This window comes from Bacillus sp. EB106-08-02-XG196 (assembly GCF_013396335.1).
Taxonomy (GTDB): Bacteria; Bacillota; Bacilli; order Bacillales; family Cytobacillaceae; genus Neobacillus.
Window position 1 is genome coordinate 189,143 of the sequence record NZ_JABWSY010000001.1, and the last position, 24,990, is coordinate 214,132.

A 24,990-nucleotide genomic window follows, 5' to 3' on the forward strand; every position below is an offset into this window, starting at 1 on the left:
GGTAACCCAGCAGGATATTGTACGCATCCTACTGGGAAAGCCAGGAAAACTAGGAACGTTCCCAGTTTGGTGTAAGAATTATTTGTATATTTAAATTTTATGGTATCTTTATACTTCTGTCAAACAATTATTCGACTTTCTATTAAAATATATGCGATAAGGTTCGATTATTGCCGAAATTACTTCCATTCATCCTCATGATTAAAAATGTTTACCTTTTGATTTTTTACCGCATTCTCCGCAAACAAATACATCGCGGCTGACCACGATTGTCCTGCAAATCCCATCGGACGCCCTGATTGACCATGGAACCATTCATTAAATTCCCACTTAGCTTTCTTACCTGCTTTATTCATGCTTGCCAGTTTTCCTAGTTGAAACTCAGCTTCTTCAAATCTTTTCGCTTGAATAAGTGCAGCGACATAGATACCGCCAATGAAAGGCCATGAGCCACCATTATGATAATGGTGTGGCAAATTAAGATTGCGAACCCGATAATAGTCGCGCCAATCCTTTTCACCCTCGTGAATAGCAGGATATAAGGCTTGTACCGGAAAAGGTTCATTGATTCCACACCCCTGGATATAATCGAGGATTTTATTAGCCTTTTCTTCATCCGCAATCCCAAAAACGATTGCTAACAAATTACCTAGCGTATCAAACCGGTCTGCATAATCACGAAATCCCATATATGGAAGATAAAATGGTCTTTCCACAAGTTCTGTTTCCACCCGCTTAATGGGATAAAGCCATTCTTTACGCTCCTTTTTAACCCAGTCCATTTTTTCCTGATTTTCTGGCGTAATCCACAATAGAATATTAATCTTCTCTTTAACATCTCTTGCATTTTCATAATAATAACTGGAAGGAAGGCTTAATGCTTCTGCCATATGGCCCATACACTTCCAGGCTGCAGCATATAATACATTATCGAAAAGGACATTGTATCGGTTTGCAAATAAATCCGCCCAGTCCATCGCTTCATGGACCTCTAATAAGCCGCACTCATTTGAATCTTGGTAGCGTAACCAAAGCAATGCTTTTTCTAAATTGCCCCACCATTTTTCTAAAAATTCCTTGTCCCTCGTTTCCATAAAATATGAGTAATGGCCTATGATATACCAAAGGTTTCCATCCACACAGCCTGCATGAATCGAATCCTCAACAGCTTGTCCTTTTACACTCTCATCATCGAGCTTCCCGCCATGGGCGATTAACGCAGGATCAGCTACATTCGGAAAACCAACATTATGGGGGATCTTTCCTAGTTCACTTTGAAATCGTCCCAAGGTTTCCAATGAACGGCGATGAATGCTCGGGCCGATATCATCCTGACAGACAAGAAGGCCCAGTCCACAAATCATACTATCCCTTGCCCAAACCTGTTGATAGGCGGTACTTGAGCCAAGCAGTCCAAGCTCTCCACCATTTTTCAGTAATATTTTTTCAGCTTTTTCTCTGCCTAATTCTACTATATTTTCTACCATATCAGTCTCTCCCCACTGGACTTTAGTTACATATTTCATTTCCTTGCTTTTAAACCTATTAATCTAACAGAGAGTAGTTCTTCACACAGTCACCAAAGATTTCTCAAGATCTTCGATTAAGTTCGTTTCCTTGATTGGCTCCTCGGGTTTTTTCGGGATAGATAACGTTTTAATTTCAGATGGTCCAAATTTGAGCTCAATCTTCCTGCCCCAATTCTTCAAATCCACGTTGACTACAGTTTCTTGGTTATGGGCTTCATAAAGACGAATAATTAAATCATCATGATTTTCAGCCTTTTTTAAAGCAGAAAGAATAATATTGTGCTTGTCAATCTCAATAAATGAATCTTCTTGTGCTAAAGAACCTTTATGATAGGTTTCCACAATGAGCTGCGGCTTTTGATTCAGTTCTAATGCATGCTTAACACTTCCGGCTTCTTGCCAGCTATTTTCATGTGGCAGCAATTGGTAGGTAAAGGTTTGAATCCCTTGATCAATAATCGGATAATCCTCGTCCGGATCTGGTACGAATGGAGCATGATGGGCATAAATTGGGCTTCTTAGAACCGTTAAATTGATACTATTTCCACTTACATCGACACCATATTTGCCGTCATTAAGAAGACTTAAACCATATATATCTTTCCTTTGTTTGCTAATCGTGCCTGTTACATCAATCCAATTTTGCATTGGCTTTTCATCTCCGTTTGCCTCCCTTGATGCATGCCCAAAAGGAATCTCAGAAGTTGCATGCCGTTGATTAAAACTTACTGGAAACTTGAGTTTTAACGTTTGGTAACTTTCTTGCCAATTTACTTTCACTTTCACTTCAATCTTATTCAACTCTTTGTACATGATAAAGTCCTGGACAATAGTGGATGATTGAAACTTAGACGTTACCCGGATAACTCCTTTTACCGGACCTTCTTCCAGCTTTTTAATCCGGATTGGCTTGAAGACACCGGCGATTTCATCAAAGCGAAGTTTCCCATGTCCCCATGAATCGGAAGAATCATTCATGACATAAGGGATAGCAGCATCACTTTTGAACACTTCGATTTCCATCTCTTTATCAAATAAACTGCTGATTCCACCAGATTCTTTATCAATCACAAGCTTGAAGCGGTCGTTTTCCATTTCGTGATCGGTTACTTTTACAGATTCAAACTCTTTTGTCGGCTTAACCGCACGAAGTTTATACGTGCTATATCCTAATGGCGGAAGCTCAGCCAAAAAGGCAGCTCTTTTTCGATTCGGTATTTTCGCAACAGAATCAATGATTTGGTACGGCATTTCATTTCCACGAACATCTTCAATAATGAATTCTTCAGGCAATAAATAATTCACAAACAGCCCATACTCAATTTCAACATTTACCTTTACCGGCCATGAATGAGGATTAAAGATGACCATTGGTTTCATGTCTTTTTCTTCTTCGATATCTATATTCCAACTTAACGATTGGAGGGCGTAATTCATATTTCTTGATGCAATACTGATCGACTCGCCAAATAAATCTCTAGCATCATCATATGCTTCTGAAATGCTTGTCCCCGCTAAAATATCGTGGAATTGGTTAAATAAGATTCCCTTCCAAGCCTGATTCATGTCTTCTGGATACGGTTGACCTGTCGTCCAGTTGGCAACCGAGGAAAACTTCTCAGCCATTAAGGTAAGATTTTCAGAATAGCGATTTAGCTTTTTTACTTCGGAATGAACAGAATAACAACCAATCGCATGATGGAGCAGATCATCATGGACAACCGGGAGAGTTTCCTTAAAACCCTCTACATGGTCAAAAAATTCATTTGGTGAACTAAGAATAAGATTAGTATCTTCCATCGTTTGGTTTAGTTTTTCAATAATCTCGATATTTTCCTTTGTCGGCCCGCCTCCATGATTACCAACACCATAAAAGCACATAAGATGGTTGAAAGAATGCTTAAGTTCATTTTTACAATGCTTGATGTGATTTTCTAGATGGTCAAAGGTGCAATATTCAAAGGGAATACGGAACGCTTTTACACGTGAACCATCTTTTGATTCCCATAAAAACAACCGGCCCGGCAGCCCTTTTTCCTCTGGCCCCGGTCTCATAAATACATAAGAATCCATTCCGGATTTCTTTAATATTTGCGGTAGCATTCCATTATGACCAAAGCTGTCAACATTGTAGCCAACAGTCGCAGTAACCCCAAACTTTTCTTTAAAATAGTTCTGGCCGATCAGCCCTTGACGGACAAATGATTCACCACTTGGAATATTGCAATCCGGCTGAATCCACCAGCCGCCACAAATAATCCATCTGCCCTCTTGAATTCTTTGCTTGATTTCTTGAAACATTTTTGAATCGTTTTTTTCAATCCATTCATAATATGCAGCAGAACTTGATGTAAAAATAAAATTCTCATATTCAGTTAGACGGTCGAGTGCTGAACGAAATGTCGCCTTCACTTCTTGAAAACCTTCCTGCCAGCGCCAAAGCCATACGGGATCGAGATGTGCATTTCCAATCATAAACATTCTTTTCATAGTTGAATGCCTCCAATTCCAATTTCCATCTTCTCAATGGTTAAAAACAAATAATGTCTCATCTTTAATTTGAAACCGCCTTCACAAAAAAAATAAAAAAGACTTACCTTATTTTTTGGATTCATTATAACATCCTACTTTAACTTTGTATATCCAATAAACTAAGTTTACGATATAGAGTATATCCCCCTATTAAGAAAAATAAAATACTAATTACACTTCGTTTAATTGGTAAGCATTTTCGTGTCCAATGGATTAAGAGGTCCAAAAATGGATTTTCTGATTTACTCACCAACTGCCAGTATATGGAGCATTCCTTGACATTTCCCTCCTAAAACGATATATTTACCTAGGTAACTAATGTGAATTTATTAACTTTGGAGTGAATTTATTTGACCAACCACGCATTATTTCATACTCTACATCAACTTTCCCGACAACTAACCAATAAACTAAATGAAGCTCTAAAACCTTTTGGATTATATAGTGCTCAGTGGTCTGTCCTTTTTGTTTTACATACAAAAGGCTCACTAACCCAAAAAGAACTCTCTGAGTATTTATTTGTTGAAGCTCCTCCCATGACCCGGACGATTCAACGTCTTGTTAAACAAGGATATGTAAGACAAATACCCGGCAAGGACAAACGTGAAAAGTTTATCCAATTGACCGAGGAAGCAGTAAAGGAATTTCCCATCTGGGAACAGGCTGTTATGGAATGCAATCAGGCATTATTAAAGAATCTTCCGGAAACCTCACAACAAGAATTATTAACATTGCAAAGCATTTGGTTAAAACAGCTTTTGTAAAAGGAGTGCAAAAAAATGAACAAACCTAAATTATGGACGAAGGATTTCATTAATATTTCCTTGAGTAACTTTTTTCTATTTCTAACTTTTTATATCTTGCTCGTAACTCTGCCTATTTTTGCATTACAGGAATTTGACAGCAACGCATCACAGGCGGGATTAATGACAACCGTTTTCTTGCTTTCGGCCATCATATCCAGACCTCTAGCCGGTCAATGGCTTGAACGTGGCAGCAATAAGAAAGTGTTATTAACGGCTCTAATCATTTTCGCAGCCGCTTCGCTTTTATATTTCTTCCCAAAAACGGTAACAGGCTTTCTGATCATTCGTTTATTACACGGAGTAGGCTTTGGAATGGCCACGACCGCAGTAGGTGCGATTGTTGCAGACCTTATCCCCAGCTCACGCAGAGGGGAAGGAATGGGATACTTTGTAATGTCGACAAACATGGCGATGGTCTTAGGACCGTTTGTAGGTTTAACAGCTATCCAACAGTGGGGAGCTAAAACAATGTTTATCCTGACTGTCATTGTCGCCATTGGAGCGCTAATTACTGGTCTTACCGTCAAATTATCAAAAAACGAGGAATCTAATCGAAAGGTTATTGCTCCGGCTTTCTCATTGAAAAGCTTTATTGAACCTTCAGCAGTATCGATTGCCATTGTCGGCGGTTTTCTAGCCATTGTATATGCTGCCCTGCTTTCCTTCGTATCTGTTTATGCAAATGAAATTCATGTTCCCGAAGTTTCAAGCCTATTCTTTGTGGTCTATGCGATTATTTTATTAATGTCTAGACCTTTTACAGGAAGATGGCTGGATCAATATGGTCCTAATGTGATTGTTTTCCCATCCATCGTCTTGTTTGCCTTTGGTATGTTTGTCTTAAGTCAAAGCAGCGGAGCGATTATGTTTCTCGTTTCTGCCGGAATGATTGGTTTAGGATGGGGTACTCTTTTTCCAACCTTCCAAACAATTGCCATTCAAAACGCTGCACCTAGAAAACGCGGTTTAGCTACCGCTACCTTCCTATCAATCTATGATATTGGTATTGCACTCGGCTCATTCTTGGTGGGGTTAATTGCAGCAAAAATGGATTTTAGCTCTTTGTACTTCTTATGTTCTTTCTACATTCTTATCGGAGCACTTCTTTACTACTTCATGCAAGTTCGAAAACCAGAAATGAAACGCAGCCAGCAGTACTTAAAAGGAAAAGAGCAGTAATGGACTAGAACCATCGTTAGTTTTGATGGTTCTTTTTTACGTACTGAGCAGTGATTTTTACTTTTCCCATTCATTAGGTTACACTTTTTTTGTATGTTAATTATTCGAATGGAGGTTTTTACATGTTAGATGTTGTTGTGATTGGTGCTGGACCTGCAGGTGCGAGTGCTGCTTTATTTACAGCGAAAGCAGGAAAGAAAACATTGGTGATCGATAATGATAAAAGTGCTACAAAGCGAGCATGGATGGAAAATCATTATGGTATAGCAGAAATCTCCGGACCGGACCTCATTGAAATTGGTAAGCAGCAGGTAACTAAATTTGGCGGCGAAATTGTCCAAGCTACTGTTTCCAATATTACTAAAGTTGACGGTGGTTTTAAGGTCGAAACAGACAACGGAGAGCACGAAACTAAGCATGTTATTGTTGCCACTGGATTCCTTGTTGATGTTGCTGAAAAAGCAGGTATCACAACTAAGCCTGGCACGGAGCCAAGAGTCAAAGCGATTTTTGATGTAACTCCAGAAGGAAAAACGAGTGTAGAGGGTATTTGGGCAGCAGGAACGGCGGCTGGTGTCAGTGTACATACCATTATTACTGCTGGTGACGGAGCGAAAGTGGCGATCAATGTGATCAGCGAATTGAACGGCGAGCGTTATGTTGACCATGATGTATTAAAAGCCTAATTATCATAATAAGACCCCCTTCGTGAGGGGGTTTTGTTTATACCTCTAAATCTTTTCCTTCTTCAACAATATGAAATAGAAGATGAGCAAGATGGTGAATCGGACCATATTCTTCTTCCTCTTCACTGACTTCTTCATTAAATTCAAGATCATTTAGATAAAGAGCTGTAAATTCATAAAAATCCTTCAATTCGAAGGAATAGCAGCCCACCGGGTCTTCACTGCCATCCTCTCCAGTTGGATCTTCATATTGAAGCACCATGTATGACACATCACCATCGGCGTCTTCTGCGTCGAAAAAGACAAAAAAGCCAATGTTCGTATCTAATTCAAAAAGATGTCTTGTACCTCCTTCTGTTGCTTTTTCAAAGTCTTCCTGGCTTAGCTTTTGAATCTGCATAGAATCTACATTATCTTCTTGATGAAAACCAACAATAAATGATTTCATATTCTTTTCCTCCTTGTTAAACACATATAAACTACTTTTCCCTTTATTTATAGTTTTAATTACGTTATGAAGAAAATAAAAAAATCTCGACAGCAGACAACTGTCGAGATGGCTTTTATGATTACCCTATTGGCGGATAAATGGGATCTGCTTGTGCTTCTGAATAAGCCTTTGCAACATCATATGATGTATTTTGACTGTTAGCATCATTTACAGGTGTTGCAAGAACTAGTAATGAGAGTGAAAATAATATTATTATAGCCTTTTTCATTTTCTTCCTCCTCAAGTAATTTTGGATAGATAATTTACAGCCTGCATATATTTCCCCTGTTGATTATAGTGCTCAGAAAGGAGCTTGTAATAACGGATTAATTCCTCTTTATGTTCTTTCGATCCCTCTAAATAGGGGATTACCTTGACCTCTAAATATTTCATTGCCTTTTCAGGGGAATCCATATGAATTAAGTAAAAATCAGCTAAAAGACCCTGCTTTTTTATGCCAGTTTCTTTTGAAAGATCTTTTACCTGAAGAAAATATTCCTTAGCTTTCTCCATGTCTGATAATTTGTAATTGATTTCACCAATTCCATATAAAGTTACAAGATAGTTTTGATTTTTTAGTGGCTGTAAAGATAAACTTTTTTCATAATAGGTTAATGCTTCTTTCACGTTGTTCATTTTGTCCTGCAAATAACCCATATTATGATAGATTTGCGGAAGCATTCTTTCTTCCTTTAACAATTCAGCATTTCGGATTAAGTGGTTAAAACAAACCTGTGCTTCCTCATATATTTTTGAATTAGTATAGTTAATCCCCAGCAGCATTAGCGTATGAAGAATTCGATAAAAATTATGCTGATTCATAAAGATTTGCAGTGCTAACCTTCCAAAGTGTATGGCATGTCCAGGTTGATCGAGTGAACTCTTTACAAAAGTCCAGTGATATAAGAATTCTCCATTCGTTGGTTCATTGTTGTTTTCTATAAATAATTCATCGAAAATTTTATCTGCTTTTTTATAGTGACCCTTATATAATAAGAATACTGCATTATAATAATGGAATAAATACCTTTCATGTTGGGAAAAATTTTTCTTTTGCTTATGTAATAAATCTCTTTGTGCCTCAGCCTCTGAAAGTAATCCCTTGAATAATAGATAGCGATATTTATATAATTCATATAAATACATATGTGCAGAAAAAGGGACAACATGTTCAATCTTCTTAAGTTTTTGATAGATATCTTCTATTTCTTCTCGTAAATAAAAGTTAATTTTATCACCAAAATCTCTTAATAAGGTTTTAATTAACTCCTCTTTTTCCTCCATTTCTTCAAAGCTTACTTCCAGCCTCCCAAGCAATAAGGAGATCGTCTCTTCATTTGCGTCTTTTGAGTTATTTTCTATTTTACTTAAATGGGGAATAGAGCAAATTCCAGCAGCAAGTTCTTTTTGCGTGATCCCTTTTTGGGTTCTGTAGTATTTAACTAATGGACCAAATTCCATAACATAACCACCTTTAGAAGCTCTTCCTTTTTCCTATCATTTTATACCAACTAAGCCACCTCTTCCACCTATTTGTTCAGACTATTTAAAAAATTGTTAATTGCATAGAAAAAGCCATCTGTTTGCGATAAACAGATGGCTTTTTTCCTATTATCGTACCCTTGGGAAACCATAACCAGATGCATAATCGTCGCCAATGGCTGCACCTGTTCCGCCATTAATATCATAAAGTTTTGCTCTGTCCTGAAGCTCTTTACGAAGCTGTGTGTGTGACATCGAAGGATTTTCGGCCCAAAGCTTGGCTGCTAATCCTGATACATGAGGTGTAGCCATTGAAGTTCCGCTGATGGTATTGTAAGAACCATCATGCCATGTAGACTCGATTGCTCTACCAGGAGCAGAAACTTCTACATCGCGTTCTTGAATGACATAATCACCATCCGTTGCAGGATTGCCTCGAGAAGAGAAATCAGCTACACGATATGTACCGTTTTGCTGAACATCTTCTAATGCTGCTACCGCTACAGCATTGACTAGTGCACCTGGATACCCAATGGTATTGCTTGAAGGGCCATCATTTCCAGCGGCTGCAATGACTAATACCCCTTTACCATAAGCATAATCAACCGCATTTGAAATCAGGGTGTCCTTTACACTAGAACCTAATGACATGGAGATAATTACTTTTGAACTGGTCCTAGCTGCCTCATCTGCAGCTTTACGAATGGCAGAAGCAATATCATCTGAATATCCAGACCCCCGATTATTTAATACTTTATATGCCCATAGATCAGCCTCTGGTGCCACTCCATATATCCCCTGGCCTGTTCCGCCGTCTGCAAGTACTGTACCTGCTACATGCGTACCGTGACCATTTCCATCTGAACAGCTGCCCTCAATAAGCGGTGATTTGTTCTGTGTAAAATCCTTACATTGTTCGACTCTATTTGTTAGATCTGCGTGACTTGTATTAGCACCCGTATCTAGGACAGCCACCTTAATTCCAGCGCCTCCAGAGGTTGACTGAATAGTAGAATCGTTATATATGGCTTGAATTCCCCACGGTGTTCGATCACTTGGACCAGAATTGGCAGAACTGCCTGGTTTAGCGGCAGCCTCTTTGTTCGGTGCCAACTGGACTTCTTCAACCTTTTCAATCGTTAAGTTTTTATTTTTCAATAGTGCTTGGTATTGCTTGCTGTTAACCGTGGTTGTAAAACCCTCTGCCCCAAAATCCCAACGAACTCCAACATTTTTCTTTGCCTGTGCCTTATCAGCGGATGGGCCTTGAATGATAACCCGAATAGGCTCCTCCTGGCTCTTTGGCTGCTGACCGAAGGCACCTGTTGCAAACATGGATACCCCCATTACAAAGCTAAGTACTGACACTCCTGCCACTTTTCTCTTTTTCATCCACATTCTCCCCTACTTTATCAACTCCAGGCTTGGACCTGTTTCTCTATTCTATTTAGAATATTCAGAATATGTAAATGAGAAAATACCTAGAAAAGTTGGGAAATTTTTCGATTCCATTAAAAAAGACCCTGAAGATTTACTCCAGAGCCTCCTACATTTTACATGTATTACGTTAAAAGTATTTCTTTTTCCAAAAAATTAACGCCGTTAAGGTAGATAAAACACATGCTACTGTGATTGAAATCCAAAAGGCGTGCGGGCTGTTTTGCAGCGGTAAATCCACATTCATCCCATAAAAACTGAAAACGATCGTTGGAAATGAAAGAATGATGGTAAATGATGTTAAGAACTTCATGACAATATTCACATTGTTGGAAATAATCGAAGCAAATGCGTCCATCATCCCACTTAGAATGGAGCTGTATGTCTCAGCCATCTCAATCGCCTGGATTTTTTCAATCATTACATCTTCTAATAAATCCTTATCTTCCTCATACATTTTTATATAACTAAAACGAAGAATTTTATCTAAAACGACCTTATTGGATTTTAGGGAAGTTGTAAAATAAACAAGGCTCTTTTCTAAAGCAAGAAACGCATACAATTCTTTATTTTTCATCGATTGGTGAAGTTCCCGTTCAATCTCATTTGTTCTTTTATTAATTTGTTTCAAGTACCGTAAATAATAGGATGTAATAATGGCCAGAATTTGCAGAGCAAATCGGTTCTTTTTAAAGGTATAAAACTCTTTTATTTTATTATTCTTAAAAACTTCTAAGATTGGTGTATCCTTTAATGATACAGTGATAATACACTCGTCGGTTATAACAATTCCAATCGGTATGGTCTCATAGATGGGAAAGCCAGCATCATCATGAGTTATATAGGGATAATCTACGATGATATAAACCTGGCCATCCTCACGCTCAATTCTTGGACGTTCTTCGTCATCAAGGGCGTCTCTGATAAAGTCAACATAGATGTTAGCTTCATCTGCAACCCTGTTAATTTCTTCTTCGCTTGGGGCGTACATATTTATCCAGCAGCCCTTTGAGATATTTTCTACCTGTTCAAGTACTTTTGTTTCACTGCTTTTATAAATCTCCAACATGATAAAACCTCCTCACTTACTTGGTACGAGGAAGCCAAACTACCTTCTTAAGAGCTGATATTCCTGAAGAATCCAATTCAAAGATAACGCTGACTTCCCCGCTGCTACTAGGGTCCGGGTCTATTGCATAACTCAAAAATATCAACTCCTCAAAGCATAAATTACTTCATTATCATAAACCCAAAATCAAAAAAGCACAAACAAGAAATTATTCAGGAAAATAGGGGTTTAAGTGAATTAATACTTCTTCAATATTGTCGTATCTTTCCATCATTCTCCCTTTAATTAACTTAGCTAGGTCATGGCCTTCCTTAATGGTTTTAAAGTGGTCAATGGATATTCTTAGATCAACTAAAACATAATGACCATGTTCCCTCGCTCTCATCCGATCTATTCTCTTTACCTCTGGAAATTCATTCACTACATTCATATATTCTTGTAATGTGGCGGCATCAATATTACGTTCAATTAAGATATCAAATGCCTCCATTAACATTTCCTTGGAGATTTTAAAAATTAAGTAAGCTACAAATATACTTGCTGCTTTATCTCCATAGTGTAAGATAAAAATATTAAAATGTTCGCCCATTATAGAGAGGAGAACCCCAATAGCTGCAGCGATCGAAGCCGCAATATCTGCTTTGTGGTCAAAGGCGATGGCTTCAATTGCCTTACTATTATGCTCTTTTGCCACCTTTAATGAAGAACGGTACAGAATAATCTTAGTAATATAGGAAATGATTGCTACCCACATCGCTAAGTAGCTCGGTGTTTCTACCTCATGGAAGAACCCAGCGATTCCTTCATAGACCACATAAATGGAAACGAGGAAAAGTAAAATTCCTACGATCCCGGAAACAATCACCTCTGCTTTTCCATGACCATATGGATGTTCATTATCAGCAGGTTTATTGGCAAGTTTAATGACCAATAAAACGATTACAGAAGCAAAAACATCAGCAGCAGAATGAATACCATCCGCAAAAACAGCGTCACTATTTCCATACCAGCCTATGAAAATTTTCCCTAATGTTAAGATGATATTACTAATCACACTAATCCAGGCAATTTTCTTAGCTAAGGATTCCCTCATCTATCTAGTCCACCTCAAAAAAAATTTCTACTTCTCCACCTGAGTATTCCCATTAATCTCCATCTTCATTTCTTCCTCTTCTTCTTCGACGGTGATTCTGTTAATCGCGTCATGAAGAAAATGAAAAGCCTCATCCAATTCTTCCCTTGATGGATACTTATCTTTGTTCATAATTATCAGCTCCTTGATTTTTGTATGAGTAATCCTTGAATAAAACGTAGAAAATACGGTTGTACCAAATTTATTAAAGGAGTGTGCAGCATGGATAAAAAGAATTCTGCGAACAACAGCACTGATCTCGCTGGTCGTATTTACGAAACAAGCGATTATCAAAAGAATGATGTTATTGCTACTGGCCTTTCGACCACCCATGAACAGGCAAGTGACAGCTATATGGAAGGCGAAATCGACACATCCACTGATGACGATTTAAACGCAAAGGATCTTCCAATTGCCCAAAAGCCATTCAGAAATAGATAAAAATTAGGAAAACAGCTTTCCAAGTGAAAGCTGTTTTCTTTTTTTACTTTTCGTCGTCTACATAAGGATCATGTTCATAGGCCGGCAGGTCTCCAAAGCTTGTCATAATTCCTTCTTCATCAAGTGACTGTTCATATCGTTCATGCTGCGGGTTTGGGTACACGGTAATATTGTTTCCATACATATCATTCCCTACAAAGTTTTCATAATCCTCCACATAACCTTCATTTTCATCTGGTTCACTCCCAACATCATTGTAGTGCTCTTGTGGAAAAGCTAGATCCGATGGTGTATCGGATGTTCCCCATTGTTCTACAATCTGCCAAGAATCCTCAGCGTCAAAGGCTACATTTTCATCCTTTGAATCCATATCAAATTTTCCAAACGGCGGCATTAATACTCCCTCTTCAATAGGTCGATCATGTGAAACAACCTGATCTGGACTATGTTCCTTACAATAGGTCGTATTAGGCAATGCCTCCAATCGCTCATAAGAAATCTCATTCCCACATACTTCACATTTTCCATACGAACCATTTTCCATTGCTTCAAGTGCTTTATTAATATTTCTTAGCTGTAAATCAGTATGCTCATTTAACGCAATATCCTTTTCTCGTTCATACAACTCTGAACCTTCATCTGCAGGATGATTATCATAACTTGATAACTCCCCCATCGATTCATGAAAATGACCTCGTTCTAAACCATAATGGTCATTTTGCTCGAGACGCTCTTCTATTTCCTCTTTTTCCTTTAGTAATTGCAAACGAAAACCAGCAAGCTGCTCTGTCGTTAACATAGTAAACCCCTTTCAAGGCTTATTGCTTATCTATATCGCCCATTTAATTTCACCTTTATCTAGTACCTTTTTATTTTCATTGATTTGGCCGATGATTATGTAATTAATTTAGTGATTCCAACAAAAACCTAATTGCTCTTATGAACAAACTGAATAAGTTTTTGGCGAGCGTGTATCTTAACATATAGAACGATATTAGAAAAAGAAAAGAGGGGACTTCAATGGTAAACGAAAATTTTAATAAATTCAAAAAAGAACAGCAGAACCACCAAAGCGTATATTTGGGCGGCGCTAACCAACAACGCGGCAAGAATGACCCAGAATATAATAACCAGGACAATACAGATAAATCAGCAGGAGCAACTGGGAGAAGTGTGAATGGGCAAATCGAGTAGCGGGGAAAATGAACAAAAAAATATGAAGTGGTGGCAGCTTTCGTTATTTGGGGTGGGGTGTACAATCGGTACAGGATTCTTCCTAGGGTCCAGTATCGCCATCAAAATGACAGGACCTGCTATTCTAATCGCCTTCATACTAGCAGCGGCTGGAACCTATTTGGTCTTTGATGCACTGGCAAAGATGACTGTACAGGAACCTCTAAAGGGCGGGTTTAGGTCCTATGCGAAAAAAGCCTTCGGCAGATGGGCTGGATTTAGCAGCGGCTGGGTCTACTGGATGTCAGAGGTTTTAATTATGGGCAGTCAAATGACCGCTCTTTCCATTTTTTCGCGATTTTGGTTCCCAAAAATTCCACTATGGGCATTTGCTGGTGTTTATGCTCTCCTTGGACTAGTTGTCGTCTTAATCGGCGTAAGTATACTAAACAAATTAGAGAATATTCTTGCCGTCATAAAAATAGCGGCGATATTAATGTTCGTTGTCATTGCTTTATTGGCGATATTCGGAGTGATTGATGGAGACCGGCCTATTCAATATCCTGACAGCAGGAAGGATTTAATTCCCCATGGGTTATTAGGGTTATGGTCCGGGGTGATTTTTGCCTTCTATGCATTTGGGGGAATTGAAATTCTAGGCTTAATGGCTACCCAATTAAAGGATCCAAAGGAAGCTCCTAAGGCTGGCAAGGTAATGCTGATAACTCTTATGGTTATCTACATACTCTCCATTGGTCTTGCTGTCTTAATGGTTCCATGGAATCAGTTTAATGGTGAGAAAAGTCCATTCGTTAATGCATTAGACAACTACAATTTAACGTTTATTCCACATCTTTTTAACGGAGCATTAATCATTGCAGGATTTTCAACGATGGTTGCCTCCCTATTTGCTGTTACCAGCATTCTTGTTACACTCTCTGAAGAAGGAGATGCACCAGGATTATTTTGCAGGCAGGGGAAACTAAAAGTACCTATTCCCACTTTACTCATTACCGTTTTGGGAATATCTGCTTCAATTGTCTGCGCCCTTTTAATGCCAGGCCATGTTTATGAATACATTACCACCGCAGCAGGACTCATGCTCCTTTACAATTGGATTTTTATTTTAGCATCATCATGGAAATTATTAGAGGTAACAGCAAAGGATAAAATTAAATACTCCATTGGGATCCTGTTCATTCTTATCGCAGTTAGTGGAACGTTATTTCATAGCACAAGCCGGCCTGGTTTCTTCATTAGCCTGGCTTTCGTTGGTATTATTGGCTGCATAACTTTAATTATGAATTTCAAGTGGAAAAAGAAAAAGAAGAAGGGCAAAGTACTTAGTCCTTGGCCAACTGCTTAATTGCCAGCGCTTATATTCGCTGGCTTTTTTGAGTTATCCAAATAAAACATTAAAGGCTTGGAAGCCAAAGTAAATCCCGAAACCAATCAGAGAGACTCCAGACAACAGCGAAATCCCGACGAGCAGCTTTGATGTTAAATACTTCCGAAAATTACTTGCAATCCCAGCCATCGTAATATCCCAAATAAGTAATCCAATAAAAATGGCACTGCTGTAAATGATTAATTGACTTGTTTCATAGGTTGCAGCAGTCTTGGCCAGCACAGAGCCGTAAATCCCCAGCCAAAATAATATTGTTAACGGGTTAGATATCGACATAAAGAAACCAGATAAAAAGGATTTTACTAAGTGTTCATCCTTCCTTTTCTCCCCTATGTTCAGCTTATTAGCGGATAGCATGGTTTCAATTCCGGTGTAAATTAGGACAAAACAGCCAAATAACCATAAAAATGTTTTCATAAAAGGCGTTTCAAGGAAGTGAACAACTCCAAAATACACAATCAACATGTAAACCCCATCAGCTACGACCGCCCCTACCCCAATAAGCCATGAATGCATAAAACCATGTTTTATCCCTTTATCAATTTGGGCGGCATTAATGGGACCAATAGGAGCCGCCAGCGACAATCCCAGCAAAATATAACTCAAAAATACATTCATCCTAATCTCTCCCTGAATTGAAATAGAAGCCTGTCTATCAATTTCTATTCAGGAAAAAGGGGTTGTACCACTTTATTTTCAAAGAAAAGGAGTTTTCTTTTGGTAAGAAAACTCCTTATGCCGTCTTTACAGTGTTGAATACAAAGTATTTTTGCCCTAGGTAATTACCTATTGTATATAACACACATCCAATAAGAACAGCTCCATTTTGTTCAACAAATGTACTTACATAATGAAAGGAGTTGAACCAAATCATTAGCCTTTCACTAAAGAAATAAGCTCCAAAATAGCATATGAGTATGATGGTTACAAATCTTGGCAGCCCTCTTTGAACGGAAACCGTACTATTGAAGGTAAAAGATCGGTTTAATAAATAACTAATACAAGCCCCCGCTGAATTTCCCACTAAGGTCGAAACCCAATACGAAAGATGCAGGGCATTTAGTAAAACGAATATGATAAATAAACCTACACATGTATTGATAACCCCAACCAGAAGAAAACGAATGAAAGAATTAGTTCGTTTTATAAAATTCCTCCTCCTCATTTTTTCTAATTAAGTGCCGCCGTGGGATTGGCATAGAAAAGGTATCAATATCAACAATAAACTTGGGACGCTGCTTTGATTCCTTATAGATTTTTCCTACATACTCCCCAATTAGCCCGATAGCAATTAACTGCAGGCCGCCAATTAACCAGATAGATGTTATAAGTGACGTCCAGCCTGTTTGTGTTTCCCCTAATGTTTTTAGCATTAAAAAGTATACGCCAAATAACAGACTTAGGAAAAAGGAAACAAAGCCGATCATTAACACAAAGCGAATCGGTGAAACAGAAAAGGAGGTAATTCCATCAAAGGCAAAAGCCAGCATTTTTTTTAACGGATACTTTGTTTCACCTGCTTGTCTTTCTTTACGGTCATAGTAGACAATATCCGAACGAAATCCGAGGAGTGGAACAATACCGCGTAAAAAAAGATTTACCTCTTTAAATTCTTCTAACTCCATTAAAGCTCGTTTACTCATTAAACGAAAATCCGCATGGTTATAAACAAGATCAACACCCAATTTTTTCATTACCTTATAAAAACCTTGAGCCGTACTCCTTTTAAAGATGGTGTCAGTATCCCTTCGCTTTCGAACGCCATACACAATCTCATTTCCTTCATTAAACTTTTGGATAAATTCACGAATAACCTGAACATCATCCTGCAGGTCTGCGTCAATAGAGACAACACAATCTGAAGAGACTTTTGCTGCAAACAATCCTGCTAACAAGGCGTTTTGATGACCAACATTTCTTGATAATTTTATTCCGCGGACATGCTCATTTCTTAATCCTGCTTTATAAATGATTTCCCATGTTCGATCCTTACTTCCATCATCTACGAACAATATCTTGGTTTTGTTAGAAACAAGCTGTTCACTGATCAACTCTTTTACGAACAGGTCAAGTTGATGAATGGTTTCAGGTAAAACATCTTCTTCATTAAAACAAGGCACGACTATTGTCAGGACAGGCTCCATATCTGTAATAACCTCCGATGTTTACAAAGTCTTGTATAGATAGATTTTCCATGCGGAACTTTTCGATTCAAATATCTTATCCAATGTCAGTTGATTTTCATCTGAGTTTGTAATGGGCAGTGCAGACAGGATATACTGACCACCCATCTCTTTAAACACGGATGTATTTAATTGCAGGTTGTTTAATTTCCTTTTAGAGTCCTTCTTAACCATATATTTTTTCCCTAGCTGGTCCGTAAAGAGATAACAGCGGCCGCCCCATTGATCAAAGTATTTGTGAATCGTTTTATTTTTTGCTAATTCCGACTCTATTATTTTTCTAAATTTGTGCTTATAGGTTAATGGATAAAAGTTATTATAGGTATCTAGCGTGTAAAAGCCATTATACTGCGAAATGGCAGGATGAATTCCGATACTAGCTACCCGATAATTTTCTTGATCTTGTCCGATGTGCTCTTTAATCTCTGCAAATAATTCCTCCGCATAAAATTCTTTAACTGTTGGCTTTTTCTGATAGATAATCTCATCATTAAATAAACATAATAAAAGAATTTGCAGGATAGCCAACCATTTTGCCGTTTTCGACCAGCTATGTCCTTGAAGGGAGAGTATCTTCAATGCCAGGGCAAATCCAACATATATGACCATCGGCCTTAAAAAGTGATAGCGGGCAAAGTTAAAGGTATCCATAAAGTGAAACCTTTTCGTTAATGGTAACCAGCCTTTATAAAACCAAAAAGCATACCAGAGAGATAACAAGATATTTAAGACAAATAAAAAGACAAAAAGCTTTTCCTGTCTCCAAAGTTTTTTTGAAAAGACAAAATAAAGGGCAATTAACGTAACGGGTAAAATAAATAAACCATGCACCGTCATGACATGCGTATGTCCTAAAACATAATTTTTTAGCGTTAATCGTACTACTCTCCATAAGGGTAAGGAAGCATGGAAATATTCGTCACGGCTGTTTGGTTCAGTGGAAAATAAAAAGGAATAAATCAATCGGTATTCAACGAGCATGAAAATACAAGTCATATAGGCAATAGCAAAAAAGAAACGAAGATTCCATCCTTTGCCTCTGACAACATCCAAGAGCCAAAAGATTCCCATGGCACTTAAAAAAAAGAAAAAACCTAGAACGATACTTGCGTAAAAAGGAATTAACGCTAGGACTATGTAATCTTTCTTCGTTCCTTCTCCGTTTCGAATATTAAGGAAAGCCCACAGTGCGAGCGGCATTCCCAGTGTACTAAGCATTCCTGATGGCCAAAAGGGAGTTAAAGCAAATGCCAGCGCTGTACCAATCTGCAGGAAGATCCACCTATCACCTGCAAGGAGATGTTTTTTTAATAGTAAATACATCCCTATAAATGCGACTATTCTTGTTAATGCCTGACTGAGACCATAGGCAATCATAGTTGGAAATAACGCATAGAGCCAAACAATGATACTGTATTCCGTTCCAAATGCATTTCTTGGCACCCCATTTATAATTTGGGGAATCACAGCATTTACATCTCCAAACATTTGACCGCTTCTGGCTAGAACTTTATACCATGCTAAATTGGAATCCAAGTTATCATGAACACGGATATGAGCGTCCTCTTGGAGAATAAAGAGTGGGGAAAGATAAATTGTTAGAATTAGCAAAGCAAAAAGGATGAACTTCAGTTCTTTTTTCGTATCAGTGTACACTCATTCACACCTCGTAAACCTGTGTCCTCTATTTAACCTTATGTTTAATAAAGTTTGCATATGGAATGGAAATTATTCCTTTTTATCAATTGTTTTCCTCCCTAAAAAGGCTTTAAATAAAAAAAATAACCTTCCGAATGAACGAAAGGTTATTTTTACTATGATTTAATGCTTTATTTGTATATTACCGTATACATTTAAGAGAAGGTCGAGCTTTTGGCTGCATTGAACAACATTTGGGTTCGAGAATCCATATTGTTGTGCTAAACCAATCATTTCTATCCTCGTTTTTTCAATATCAGTTAACAAATAGTCCATGCTAGTTTCCATAGCTCCAACCTCTTTTCATGTTTATAACATATTTATATTATTAACCTTAATTTATAAATTTTAACAATATAATACAAGTAGAATTAGTAAAAATTATTGTATCTTTCGTGAACATTATTCTAGTACAATATTCCTAACGGGTTTATTCTGTACTTAATATAGATTCGAGTTCCTTTACAAGAGTCTTCCCTGTTTCAATATACTGTTCAGGAAAACTGGCGTCCTTATCAACTGGTTCGGAAAATTGATTTAAAGTGCCTGCGTCACCAATATGGTCATCAAGTCCTATTTGATATTTATGAGACAATAGGAATGGAGTGCCAAGCTCCACTGTACAGTTTCGTGCGTCTAACTGTCCATCGATGGCTGAAAATGGCAGCCTCAGAAATTGATATCCCACTTCATCATTTATTTTGTAGTCAAAGGCACCATGGTCATAATCCCAGTTACCGCCGATTGAATAACCGATTGGCTTTAATTTTTGTTCCAGCTTATACAAATCAAACTGCTTACCTTCTACACTTGATGGTATTTCAATCATGATTAAACCCCCTTATCATCATTATTATTTATTAGTTTCTCCAAAGGCTCTTTTCTTAAACTTTGTTGCTTTTTGAAACAAAATTTAAAAAAAGAGCCTGCAAACTAAATTCAAAATCGCAAAATAACTATTTCCACGTTAAAATCGGCTTTAAGATTTTAACAACAATCTTTACGAAAACAGCCCTCCAAAAAAGATAAAAAATAGAGTACTGATTTTGTCAGTACTCTACTTTTTTATTTGCTGTGCTGAATTGGGTCTGTTGATTTCCGTTCCAGGCACTTCGCTTTCCGCGGGCGGTTCGGGGAGCCTGTCTAGCTGCTGCGCCTAGCCCCTCGAGTCGCTTCGGTCCCAACGTTGAAGTCAAAGAACGACTTCATCGTCAGGCCCTCCAGCGCTTGTCGGGGCTGTACAAGGCGCTTCCGCTTTTCCTACTCCTCGCCGCTTACGCGCCTGCGGGGTCTCCCCTGCCCCGTCCTCCCGCAGGAGTCTCGTGCCTTCCACTCCAATTAACAGAGTGCCAAAATCAATCAATTGCTTTTAAAGTCTTTTTTCTAATTCAGCCTTTTTCTCTTCAAAACCTGGTTTTCCTAATAATGCAAACATGTTTACTTTGTATGCTTCGACTCCTGGCTGGTCGAATGGATTTACTCCTAGGAGGTATCCACTCATTGCACATGCCTTTTCGAAGAAATAGACTAGGTAGCCAAATGTGTATTCATCCAATTCAGGAATGGATACGATTAAGTTTGGTACGCCTCCATCTGTATGTGCAAGCATTGTTCCTTGGAATGCTTTGTTGTTTACAAAGTCAACGGATTGTCCTGCTAAATAATTTAAGCCGTCTAAATCACTATCTGCCTCTTCAATCGTCAATTCATGGCGTGGTTTTTCCACCTTAATGACTGTTTCAAACAAATCACGGCGGCCTTCTTGTACATATTGTCCTAAAGAATGTAGATCGGTTGAGAAGTTAGCGGAAGAAGGGTAAATTCCTTTTTGGTCTTTTCCTTCACTCTCTCCAAATAGTTGCTTCCACCATTCTGAAAAGTATTGAAGTCCAGGCTCGTAATTGATTAGCATTTCAATCGTTTTCCCTTTATTATAAAGAGCATTTCGAACAGCTGCATATTGGTAAGCAGGATTTTCTTCTAGCTCTGAATGGCTGAAGTCTTCTTGTGCTTTAGAAGCTCCCTGCATCATCTTATCAATGTCCGCACCACTTACAGCTATAGGAAGTAAACCAACTGCTGTTAATACTGAATAGCGTCCACCAATATCATCTGCGATAACAAAGGATTCATAACCTTCTTCATTGGCCAAGGTTTTCAGTGCACCTCTTGCTTTGTCTGTTGTTGCATAAATTCTCTTCTTTGCTTCTTCAGCACCATACTTTTCCTCAAGAAGTTTACGGAAGATTCTAAAGGCTATCGCTGGCTCCGTTGTCGTTCCAGACTTTGAAATAACATTGACGGAAAAGTCTTTTCCGTCCAGGACGTCCATAACATCTCTCATATAAGTGGAGCTGATATTATTGCCAACAAAAATAATTTGTGGTGTTTTACGCTTTTCTTTTGGCAGGGCATTGTAGAAACTATGCTGAAGCATTTCAATTGCAGCTCTTGCGCCTAAATACGATCCGCCAATCCCAATCACAAGGAGTACATCTGAATCGGCCTTAATTTTTTCTGCCGCTTTTTTAATACGTGAAAATTCTTCCTTATCATAATTTGCAGGAAGTTCTATCCAGCCTAAAAAGTCACTTCCTGCTCCTGTCTGTTCATGCAGGGAATGGTGTGCGACCTTCACGGCGTCGCGTAAATATGTAATCTCATGTTCTGCAAAGAAGGCTAACGCTTTTGAATAATCAAAACGTATGTGTGTCATGTATGTAATCCTCCAATATTTTATTTTCAATACTCACTTTAACCAATGCTGGACAGATTATCAAGAATGGGCTTCCCTTGTAAGCGTACCCATTTTCGCCAATTTTTTTACATTTTAAAGATTTTGTCGAAAAGGAAAAACGAGCATTAAAAATGCCCGTTATTTTTTACAATGACTCACGGTAAATCTTTTCTACATCTTCTCTATTCAATTTAGTAAAATTGCCAAATTCACCGTACACCATTGCTTTGTCAGTCATCAAGTCAATTTTGCTGTCATCAATATTATAGTCTGCTAAACGCCCAGGTGCTCCAATACTATTCCAGTACTCACGTAATTTTTGAATTCCTGCTAGGCCTGCTTCCTCTGCACTTTTCCCTTCTGGATCAACCCCAAACACTCTCTCGGCGAGCTGTTTAAAGCGCTCTGGTTTTACCTTAAGATTATGTTTCATCCAGTGAGGAAATAAAATCGCAAGGCCCCCGCCATGTGGGATGTCATATACAGCTGAAACGGCATGTTCAAGATTATGGGTAGCCCAATCGCCGCGATAACCCATATTTAGAATACCGTTTAAAGCCATTGTCCCATTATAAAGAATGGTTGCTCGATGTTCATAGCTTTCTAAGTCCTTAAGCAATTTAGGTGCAGTTTCCATAATAGTTATTAGTAACGATTCACACATACGATCCTGGAATAATGTATTCTCTTCTAAATGAAAATAATGCTCTAATACATGGGTCATCATATCGACAATTCCATATATCGTTTGATCTCTTGGAACGGAAAAAGTATGTACAGGATCTAGAATCGAGAATTTCGGAAAGGTATGCGGACTTCCCCAGCCGTATTTTTCGTTCGTTTCCCAATTGGTGATAACAGATCCAGAGTTCATTTCAGAACCTGTTGCAGCTAAAGTTAAAACTGTTCCAAAAGGAAGTGCATCTGTTACGGCTGCCTTTTTTATTACCAAGTCCCATGTATCTCCGTCATATTTAGCGCCAGCGGCAATTAACTTCGTACAGTCGATAACACTGCCGCCGCCAACAGCTAAAAGGACGTCAATACCTTCCTTTTTACATATTTCTACTCCCTTACGTGCCGTTGTAATTCGAGGATTAGGTTCTACCCCCGGTAATTCAAAAACCTGTGCATGTATTTCTTTTAGTAGGTTTATCACCTTGTCATAAAGACCGCTGCGTTTAATGCTGCCGCCGCCATAAACCACTAAGACCTTTTGTCCATAGAGAGGTATTTCCTTTTTTAATTGCTCAAGCTGCCCTTTACCAAAAATTAATTTGGTCGGATTCCAAAATGTGAAATTTTGCATGAAATGCACCATCCTTTCACATTTCATTATTATTGAAAAAAATTTTTTTTGCAAAGAAACAGAAATGAATATTTATATACATTTATCTGCAATCTAATAGGGAACATAAATCTGATAGGAGGAATCCTGCTTGAGTACGATTCAAAGAATTGCTTTAATTCTTACAATCATCGGTGCTATTAATTGGGGATTAATTGGTTTTTTTGGATTTAATTTAGTGGAAGCCATTTTTGGTGATAATTCAGCGCTATCAAGAATTATTTATGGATTAGTTGGAATCGCTGGACTGATTAATCTTGGACTTCTCTTCAAGCCAAATGAAGCGTATGTACGGGATCCAGAAACAGAAACCACACGATAAAAAATAGAAATCCTTGCAGTTTTTTGCAAGGATTTTTTTATATCCAGCCTCTAAATTCTGAAGCTTCTACCATTTTTCTTACACCAACCATATAAGCGGCAACACGTAAATTTACATTGTGTTTTTTTGAGATAGTATAAATTTGTTGAAAAGCACTGACCATCTTCTCACGTAATTTATCTGCCACTTCTTTTTCATCCCAATAATACCCTTGCTTATTCTGGACCCATTCAAAATAAGAGACCGTCACTCCTCCGGCTCCAGCCAAAACATCAGGAACTAGCAGTATGCCACCTTCAGAAAGAATTCTTGTTGCTTCCCTGGTCGTCGGGCCATTGGCAGCTTCCACTACGATCTTGGCCTTTATACTTGAAGCATTTTTAGCTGTAATTTGATTGGAGGTCGCTGCTGGTACAAGAATATCACATTCTTGTTCAAGTAATTCCTCATTGGTAATGGTTCCGTCAAACAGGCTAGTTACCGTACCAAAACTGTCACGGCGCTGAAGTAAATACTCAATATTTAGGCCATCCGGGTCGTAAAGGGCGCCATAGACATCAGAAATCCCAACGATAATGGCCCCCGATTGGTGCATAAACTTTGCAATGTAACTTCCAGCATTACCAAATCCCTGCACAATAACACGGCATCCCTTTATCGAAAGTCCTCGTATTTTTGCAGCTTCCTCTATACAAATGGCTACCCCTAGTGCTCCTGCTTCTTCCCTGCCTTCTGACCCCCCAAGAAGGAGTGGCTTTCCTGTTATAAAGTCAGGGGAGTCAAATTTTCGGAGACGACTATATTCATCCATCATCCAGGCCATAATCTGAGAATTTGTATACATATCTGGTGCCGGGATATCTTTCGTTGGACCCACAACTTGACTAATGGAACGTACATACCCGCGGCTTAGGCGTTCAAGTTCACCCAATGATAGAGTTCGAGGGTTACATAGGATACCACCCTTTCCGCCTCCAAAGGGTAAATCAGCAATTCCGCATTTCAAGCTCATCCACATGGACAATGCCTTTATTTCATCTTCATTGATCTTTGGATGAAAACGTACACCGCCGATGGTCGGTCCTACTGAATCATTGTGCTGCGCTCTATAGCCAGTAAAAACTTTAACAGACCCATCATCCATCCGAACCGGAATCCTCACATTCAACATTCTGATAGGTTCTTTCAAGATCTCAAACGCATTATCTGTAAACCCCAGTCTTTTTAAAGCATCATGAATAACAACCTGCGTGGAGGTAAGAAGATTTAAGTTCTCTTTCTCTTTATCATTTTCACCTGCACTTTTTTGTACATCATTCTTCCCCATTTTGGCACCTC

The 24,990-nt window shown here is 38.4% G+C and carries 26 protein-coding genes; 7 read left to right on the forward strand and 19 right to left on the reverse strand.

The features are described 5' to 3' along the window. Positions 1-179: 179 nt before the first annotated feature. Both MLOOGBEN_RS00830 and MLOOGBEN_RS00835 read right to left on the reverse strand, forming a co-directional pair. Entirely contained in the window at positions 180-1,487 is a 1,308-nt protein-coding gene (locus MLOOGBEN_RS00830) for an amylo-alpha-1,6-glucosidase (protein ID WP_179156364.1), read from the reverse strand. An 81-nt stretch (positions 1,488-1,568) separates the two neighbouring features. After that, entirely contained in the window at positions 1,569-4,019 is a 2,451-nt protein-coding gene (locus MLOOGBEN_RS00835) for an alpha-mannosidase (RefSeq protein ID WP_179156365.1), read from the reverse strand. A 392-nt stretch (positions 4,020-4,411) separates the two neighbouring features. Between MLOOGBEN_RS00835 and MLOOGBEN_RS00840 the strand changes: the two genes are divergently transcribed. The 3 genes from MLOOGBEN_RS00840 to MLOOGBEN_RS00850 all read left to right on the forward strand — a co-directional run bounded on the left by MLOOGBEN_RS00840 (position 4,412) and on the right by MLOOGBEN_RS00850 (position 6,732). Continuing rightward, a complete protein-coding gene (locus tag MLOOGBEN_RS00840) occupies positions 4,412-4,825 on the forward strand; it encodes a MarR family winged helix-turn-helix transcriptional regulator (RefSeq protein WP_179156366.1) in 414 nt (137 codons plus the stop codon). 15 nt (positions 4,826-4,840) lie between these two features. Continuing rightward, complete coding sequence (locus tag MLOOGBEN_RS00845) at positions 4,841-6,046, forward strand: MFS transporter (RefSeq protein WP_179156367.1); 1,206 nt, start codon at positions 4,841-4,843, stop codon at positions 6,044-6,046. Between the two features lie 122 nt (positions 6,047-6,168). Continuing rightward, positions 6,169-6,732, forward strand: a complete 564-nt coding sequence (locus tag MLOOGBEN_RS00850) for an FAD-dependent oxidoreductase (protein ID WP_179156368.1) — start codon at positions 6,169-6,171, stop codon at positions 6,730-6,732. Between the two features lie 37 nt (positions 6,733-6,769). Here the strand turns inward: MLOOGBEN_RS00850 and MLOOGBEN_RS00855 are convergent, their stop codons facing one another. From MLOOGBEN_RS00855 to MLOOGBEN_RS00885, 7 genes are all read right to left on the reverse strand, one after another. Next, positions 6,770-7,180: a cytosolic protein gene (locus MLOOGBEN_RS00855; RefSeq protein WP_179156369.1), complete on the reverse strand. Its 411-nt coding sequence runs from the start codon at positions 7,178-7,180 to the stop codon at positions 6,770-6,772. 121 nt (positions 7,181-7,301) lie between these two features. Beyond that, complete coding sequence (locus MLOOGBEN_RS00860; protein ID WP_179156370.1) at positions 7,302-7,451, reverse strand: hypothetical protein; 150 nt, start codon at positions 7,449-7,451, stop codon at positions 7,302-7,304. Positions 7,452-7,462: 11 nt separating this feature from the next. After that, positions 7,463-8,683 carry a helix-turn-helix domain-containing protein gene (locus tag MLOOGBEN_RS00865; RefSeq protein WP_179156371.1) on the reverse strand — a complete coding sequence of 407 codons (1,221 nt, stop codon included), beginning with the start codon at positions 8,681-8,683 and terminating at the stop codon, positions 7,463-7,465. A 150-nt stretch (positions 8,684-8,833) separates the two neighbouring features. Continuing rightward, positions 8,834-10,096, reverse strand: coding sequence for a S8 family peptidase (locus tag MLOOGBEN_RS00870; RefSeq protein ID WP_179156372.1), 1,263 nt, complete (start codon positions 10,094-10,096; stop codon positions 8,834-8,836). A gap of 175 nt (positions 10,097-10,271) precedes the next feature. Then, positions 10,272-11,210, reverse strand: a complete 939-nt coding sequence (locus MLOOGBEN_RS00875) for a magnesium transporter CorA family protein (RefSeq protein WP_179156373.1) — start codon at positions 11,208-11,210, stop codon at positions 10,272-10,274. 208 nt (positions 11,211-11,418) lie between these two features. Continuing rightward, a complete protein-coding gene (locus tag MLOOGBEN_RS00880; RefSeq protein ID WP_179156374.1) occupies positions 11,419-12,303 on the reverse strand; it encodes a cation diffusion facilitator family transporter in 885 nt (294 codons plus the stop codon). Positions 12,304-12,330: 27 nt separating this feature from the next. Continuing rightward, on the reverse strand, positions 12,331-12,474 hold the full coding sequence (locus MLOOGBEN_RS00885) for a hypothetical protein (protein ID WP_179156375.1): 144 nt from the start codon (positions 12,472-12,474) through the stop codon (positions 12,331-12,333). A gap of 90 nt (positions 12,475-12,564) precedes the next feature. On the opposite strand from MLOOGBEN_RS00885, the gene MLOOGBEN_RS00890 reads away from it, so the two are divergent. Beyond that, complete coding sequence (locus MLOOGBEN_RS00890) at positions 12,565-12,783, forward strand: YozQ family protein (RefSeq protein WP_179156376.1); 219 nt, start codon at positions 12,565-12,567, stop codon at positions 12,781-12,783. A 43-nt stretch (positions 12,784-12,826) separates the two neighbouring features. Here MLOOGBEN_RS00890 and MLOOGBEN_RS00895 read toward each other — a convergent pair whose 3' ends face one another. Beyond that, positions 12,827-13,582 carry a TraR/DksA C4-type zinc finger protein gene (locus MLOOGBEN_RS00895; RefSeq protein ID WP_179156377.1) on the reverse strand — a complete coding sequence of 252 codons (756 nt, stop codon included), beginning with the start codon at positions 13,580-13,582 and terminating at the stop codon, positions 12,827-12,829. A gap of 221 nt (positions 13,583-13,803) precedes the next feature. Between MLOOGBEN_RS00895 and MLOOGBEN_RS00900 the strand changes: the two genes are divergently transcribed. Both MLOOGBEN_RS00900 and MLOOGBEN_RS00905 read left to right on the forward strand, forming a co-directional pair. Next, complete coding sequence (locus MLOOGBEN_RS00900; protein ID WP_179156378.1) at positions 13,804-13,977, forward strand: hypothetical protein; 174 nt, start codon at positions 13,804-13,806, stop codon at positions 13,975-13,977. Then, the gene (locus MLOOGBEN_RS00905; protein WP_179156379.1) at positions 13,961-15,322 is read left to right on the forward strand and encodes an amino acid permease; all 1,362 of its coding nucleotides are present in this window, start codon (positions 13,961-13,963) and stop codon (positions 15,320-15,322) included. Before MLOOGBEN_RS00900 ends, MLOOGBEN_RS00905 begins: the two co-directional genes overlap by 17 nt. A 33-nt stretch (positions 15,323-15,355) precedes the next feature. On the opposite strand, the gene MLOOGBEN_RS00910 is transcribed toward MLOOGBEN_RS00905, so the two are convergent. From MLOOGBEN_RS00910 to MLOOGBEN_RS00945, 8 genes are all read right to left on the reverse strand, one after another. Beyond that, entirely contained in the window at positions 15,356-15,982 is a 627-nt protein-coding gene (locus MLOOGBEN_RS00910) for a LysE family transporter (RefSeq protein ID WP_179156380.1), read from the reverse strand. Positions 15,983-16,097: 115 nt separating this feature from the next. Then, entirely contained in the window at positions 16,098-16,529 is a 432-nt protein-coding gene (locus MLOOGBEN_RS00915; protein WP_179156381.1) for a GtrA family protein, read from the reverse strand. Continuing rightward, positions 16,498-17,508, reverse strand: a complete 1,011-nt coding sequence (locus tag MLOOGBEN_RS00920; protein ID WP_179156382.1) for a glycosyltransferase family 2 protein — start codon at positions 17,506-17,508, stop codon at positions 16,498-16,500. Before MLOOGBEN_RS00920 ends, MLOOGBEN_RS00915 begins: the two co-directional genes overlap by 32 nt. Before the next feature lie 21 nt (positions 17,509-17,529). Continuing rightward, complete coding sequence (locus MLOOGBEN_RS00925) at positions 17,530-19,203, reverse strand: DUF6044 family protein (protein ID WP_179156383.1); 1,674 nt, start codon at positions 19,201-19,203, stop codon at positions 17,530-17,532. Positions 19,204-19,368: 165 nt separating this feature from the next. Continuing rightward, positions 19,369-19,533 (reverse strand): aspartyl-phosphate phosphatase Spo0E family protein, encoded by a 165-nt coding sequence (locus MLOOGBEN_RS00930; RefSeq protein WP_306430711.1) that lies wholly within the window; start codon positions 19,531-19,533, stop codon positions 19,369-19,371. Positions 19,534-19,675: 142 nt separating this feature from the next. Next, positions 19,676-20,074 (reverse strand): YugN-like family protein, encoded by a 399-nt coding sequence (locus MLOOGBEN_RS00935; RefSeq protein WP_179156384.1) that lies wholly within the window; start codon positions 20,072-20,074, stop codon positions 19,676-19,678. Positions 20,075-20,614: 540 nt separating this feature from the next. Then, positions 20,615-21,961 carry a glucose-6-phosphate isomerase gene (locus tag MLOOGBEN_RS00940; RefSeq protein WP_179156385.1) on the reverse strand — a complete coding sequence of 449 codons (1,347 nt, stop codon included), beginning with the start codon at positions 21,959-21,961 and terminating at the stop codon, positions 20,615-20,617. Between the two features lie 166 nt (positions 21,962-22,127). Then, positions 22,128-23,291, reverse strand: a complete 1,164-nt coding sequence (locus MLOOGBEN_RS00945) for an iron-containing alcohol dehydrogenase (protein ID WP_179156386.1) — start codon at positions 23,289-23,291, stop codon at positions 22,128-22,130. A gap of 130 nt (positions 23,292-23,421) precedes the next feature. On the opposite strand from MLOOGBEN_RS00945, the gene MLOOGBEN_RS00950 reads away from it, so the two are divergent. Continuing rightward, positions 23,422-23,652 carry a DUF378 domain-containing protein gene (locus tag MLOOGBEN_RS00950; RefSeq protein ID WP_095248344.1) on the forward strand — a complete coding sequence of 77 codons (231 nt, stop codon included), beginning with the start codon at positions 23,422-23,424 and terminating at the stop codon, positions 23,650-23,652. Between the two features lie 37 nt (positions 23,653-23,689). Here the strand turns inward: MLOOGBEN_RS00950 and MLOOGBEN_RS00955 are convergent, their stop codons facing one another. After that, the gene (locus MLOOGBEN_RS00955; RefSeq protein ID WP_179156387.1) at positions 23,690-24,979 is read right to left on the reverse strand and encodes a Glu/Leu/Phe/Val family dehydrogenase; all 1,290 of its coding nucleotides are present in this window, start codon (positions 24,977-24,979) and stop codon (positions 23,690-23,692) included. Positions 24,980-24,990 lie beyond the last annotated feature (11 nt).

Coding starts and splice junctions, on each gene's coding strand:
- MLOOGBEN_RS00830 (WP_179156364.1), bottom strand. CDS start 1,487: ATGGTAGAAAATATAGTAGAATTAGGCAGAGAAAAAGCTGAAAAAATA.
- MLOOGBEN_RS00835 (WP_179156365.1), bottom strand. CDS start 4,019: ATGAAAAGAATGTTTATGATTGGAAATGCACATCTCGATCCCGTATGG.
- MLOOGBEN_RS00845 (WP_179156367.1), top strand. CDS start 4,841: ATGAACAAACCTAAATTATGGACGAAGGATTTCATTAATATTTCCTTG.
- MLOOGBEN_RS00850 (WP_179156368.1), top strand. CDS start 6,169: ATGTTAGATGTTGTTGTGATTGGTGCTGGACCTGCAGGTGCGAGTGCT.
- MLOOGBEN_RS00855 (WP_179156369.1), bottom strand. CDS start 7,180: ATGAAATCATTTATTGTTGGTTTTCATCAAGAAGATAATGTAGATTCT.
- MLOOGBEN_RS00860 (WP_179156370.1), bottom strand. CDS start 7,451: ATGAAAAAGGCTATAATAATATTATTTTCACTCTCATTACTAGTTCTT.
- MLOOGBEN_RS00865 (WP_179156371.1), bottom strand. CDS start 8,683: ATGGAATTTGGTCCATTAGTTAAATACTACAGAACCCAAAAAGGGATC.
- MLOOGBEN_RS00870 (WP_179156372.1), bottom strand. CDS start 10,096: ATGAAAAAGAGAAAAGTGGCAGGAGTGTCAGTACTTAGCTTTGTAATG.
- MLOOGBEN_RS00875 (WP_179156373.1), bottom strand. CDS start 11,210: ATGTTGGAGATTTATAAAAGCAGTGAAACAAAAGTACTTGAACAGGTA.
- MLOOGBEN_RS00880 (WP_179156374.1), bottom strand. CDS start 12,303: ATGAGGGAATCCTTAGCTAAGAAAATTGCCTGGATTAGTGTGATTAGT.
- MLOOGBEN_RS00885 (WP_179156375.1), bottom strand. CDS start 12,474: ATGAACAAAGATAAGTATCCATCAAGGGAAGAATTGGATGAGGCTTTT.
- MLOOGBEN_RS00890 (WP_179156376.1), top strand. CDS start 12,565: ATGGATAAAAAGAATTCTGCGAACAACAGCACTGATCTCGCTGGTCGT.
- MLOOGBEN_RS00895 (WP_179156377.1), bottom strand. CDS start 13,582: ATGTTAACGACAGAGCAGCTTGCTGGTTTTCGTTTGCAATTACTAAAG.
- MLOOGBEN_RS00900 (WP_179156378.1), top strand. CDS start 13,804: ATGGTAAACGAAAATTTTAATAAATTCAAAAAAGAACAGCAGAACCAC.
- MLOOGBEN_RS00905 (WP_179156379.1), top strand. CDS start 13,961: ATGGGCAAATCGAGTAGCGGGGAAAATGAACAAAAAAATATGAAGTGG.
- MLOOGBEN_RS00910 (WP_179156380.1), bottom strand. CDS start 15,982: ATGAATGTATTTTTGAGTTATATTTTGCTGGGATTGTCGCTGGCGGCT.
- MLOOGBEN_RS00915 (WP_179156381.1), bottom strand. CDS start 16,529: ATGAGGAGGAGGAATTTTATAAAACGAACTAATTCTTTCATTCGTTTT.
- MLOOGBEN_RS00920 (WP_179156382.1), bottom strand. CDS start 17,508: ATGGAGCCTGTCCTGACAATAGTCGTGCCTTGTTTTAATGAAGAAGAT.
- MLOOGBEN_RS00930 (WP_306430711.1), bottom strand. CDS start 19,533: ATGGAAACTAGCATGGACTATTTGTTAACTGATATTGAAAAAACGAGG.
- MLOOGBEN_RS00935 (WP_179156384.1), bottom strand. CDS start 20,074: ATGATTGAAATACCATCAAGTGTAGAAGGTAAGCAGTTTGATTTGTAT.
- MLOOGBEN_RS00940 (WP_179156385.1), bottom strand. CDS start 21,961: ATGACACACATACGTTTTGATTATTCAAAAGCGTTAGCCTTCTTTGCA.
- MLOOGBEN_RS00945 (WP_179156386.1), bottom strand. CDS start 23,291: ATGCAAAATTTCACATTTTGGAATCCGACCAAATTAATTTTTGGTAAA.
- MLOOGBEN_RS00955 (WP_179156387.1), bottom strand. CDS start 24,979: ATGGGGAAGAATGATGTACAAAAAAGTGCAGGTGAAAATGATAAAGAG.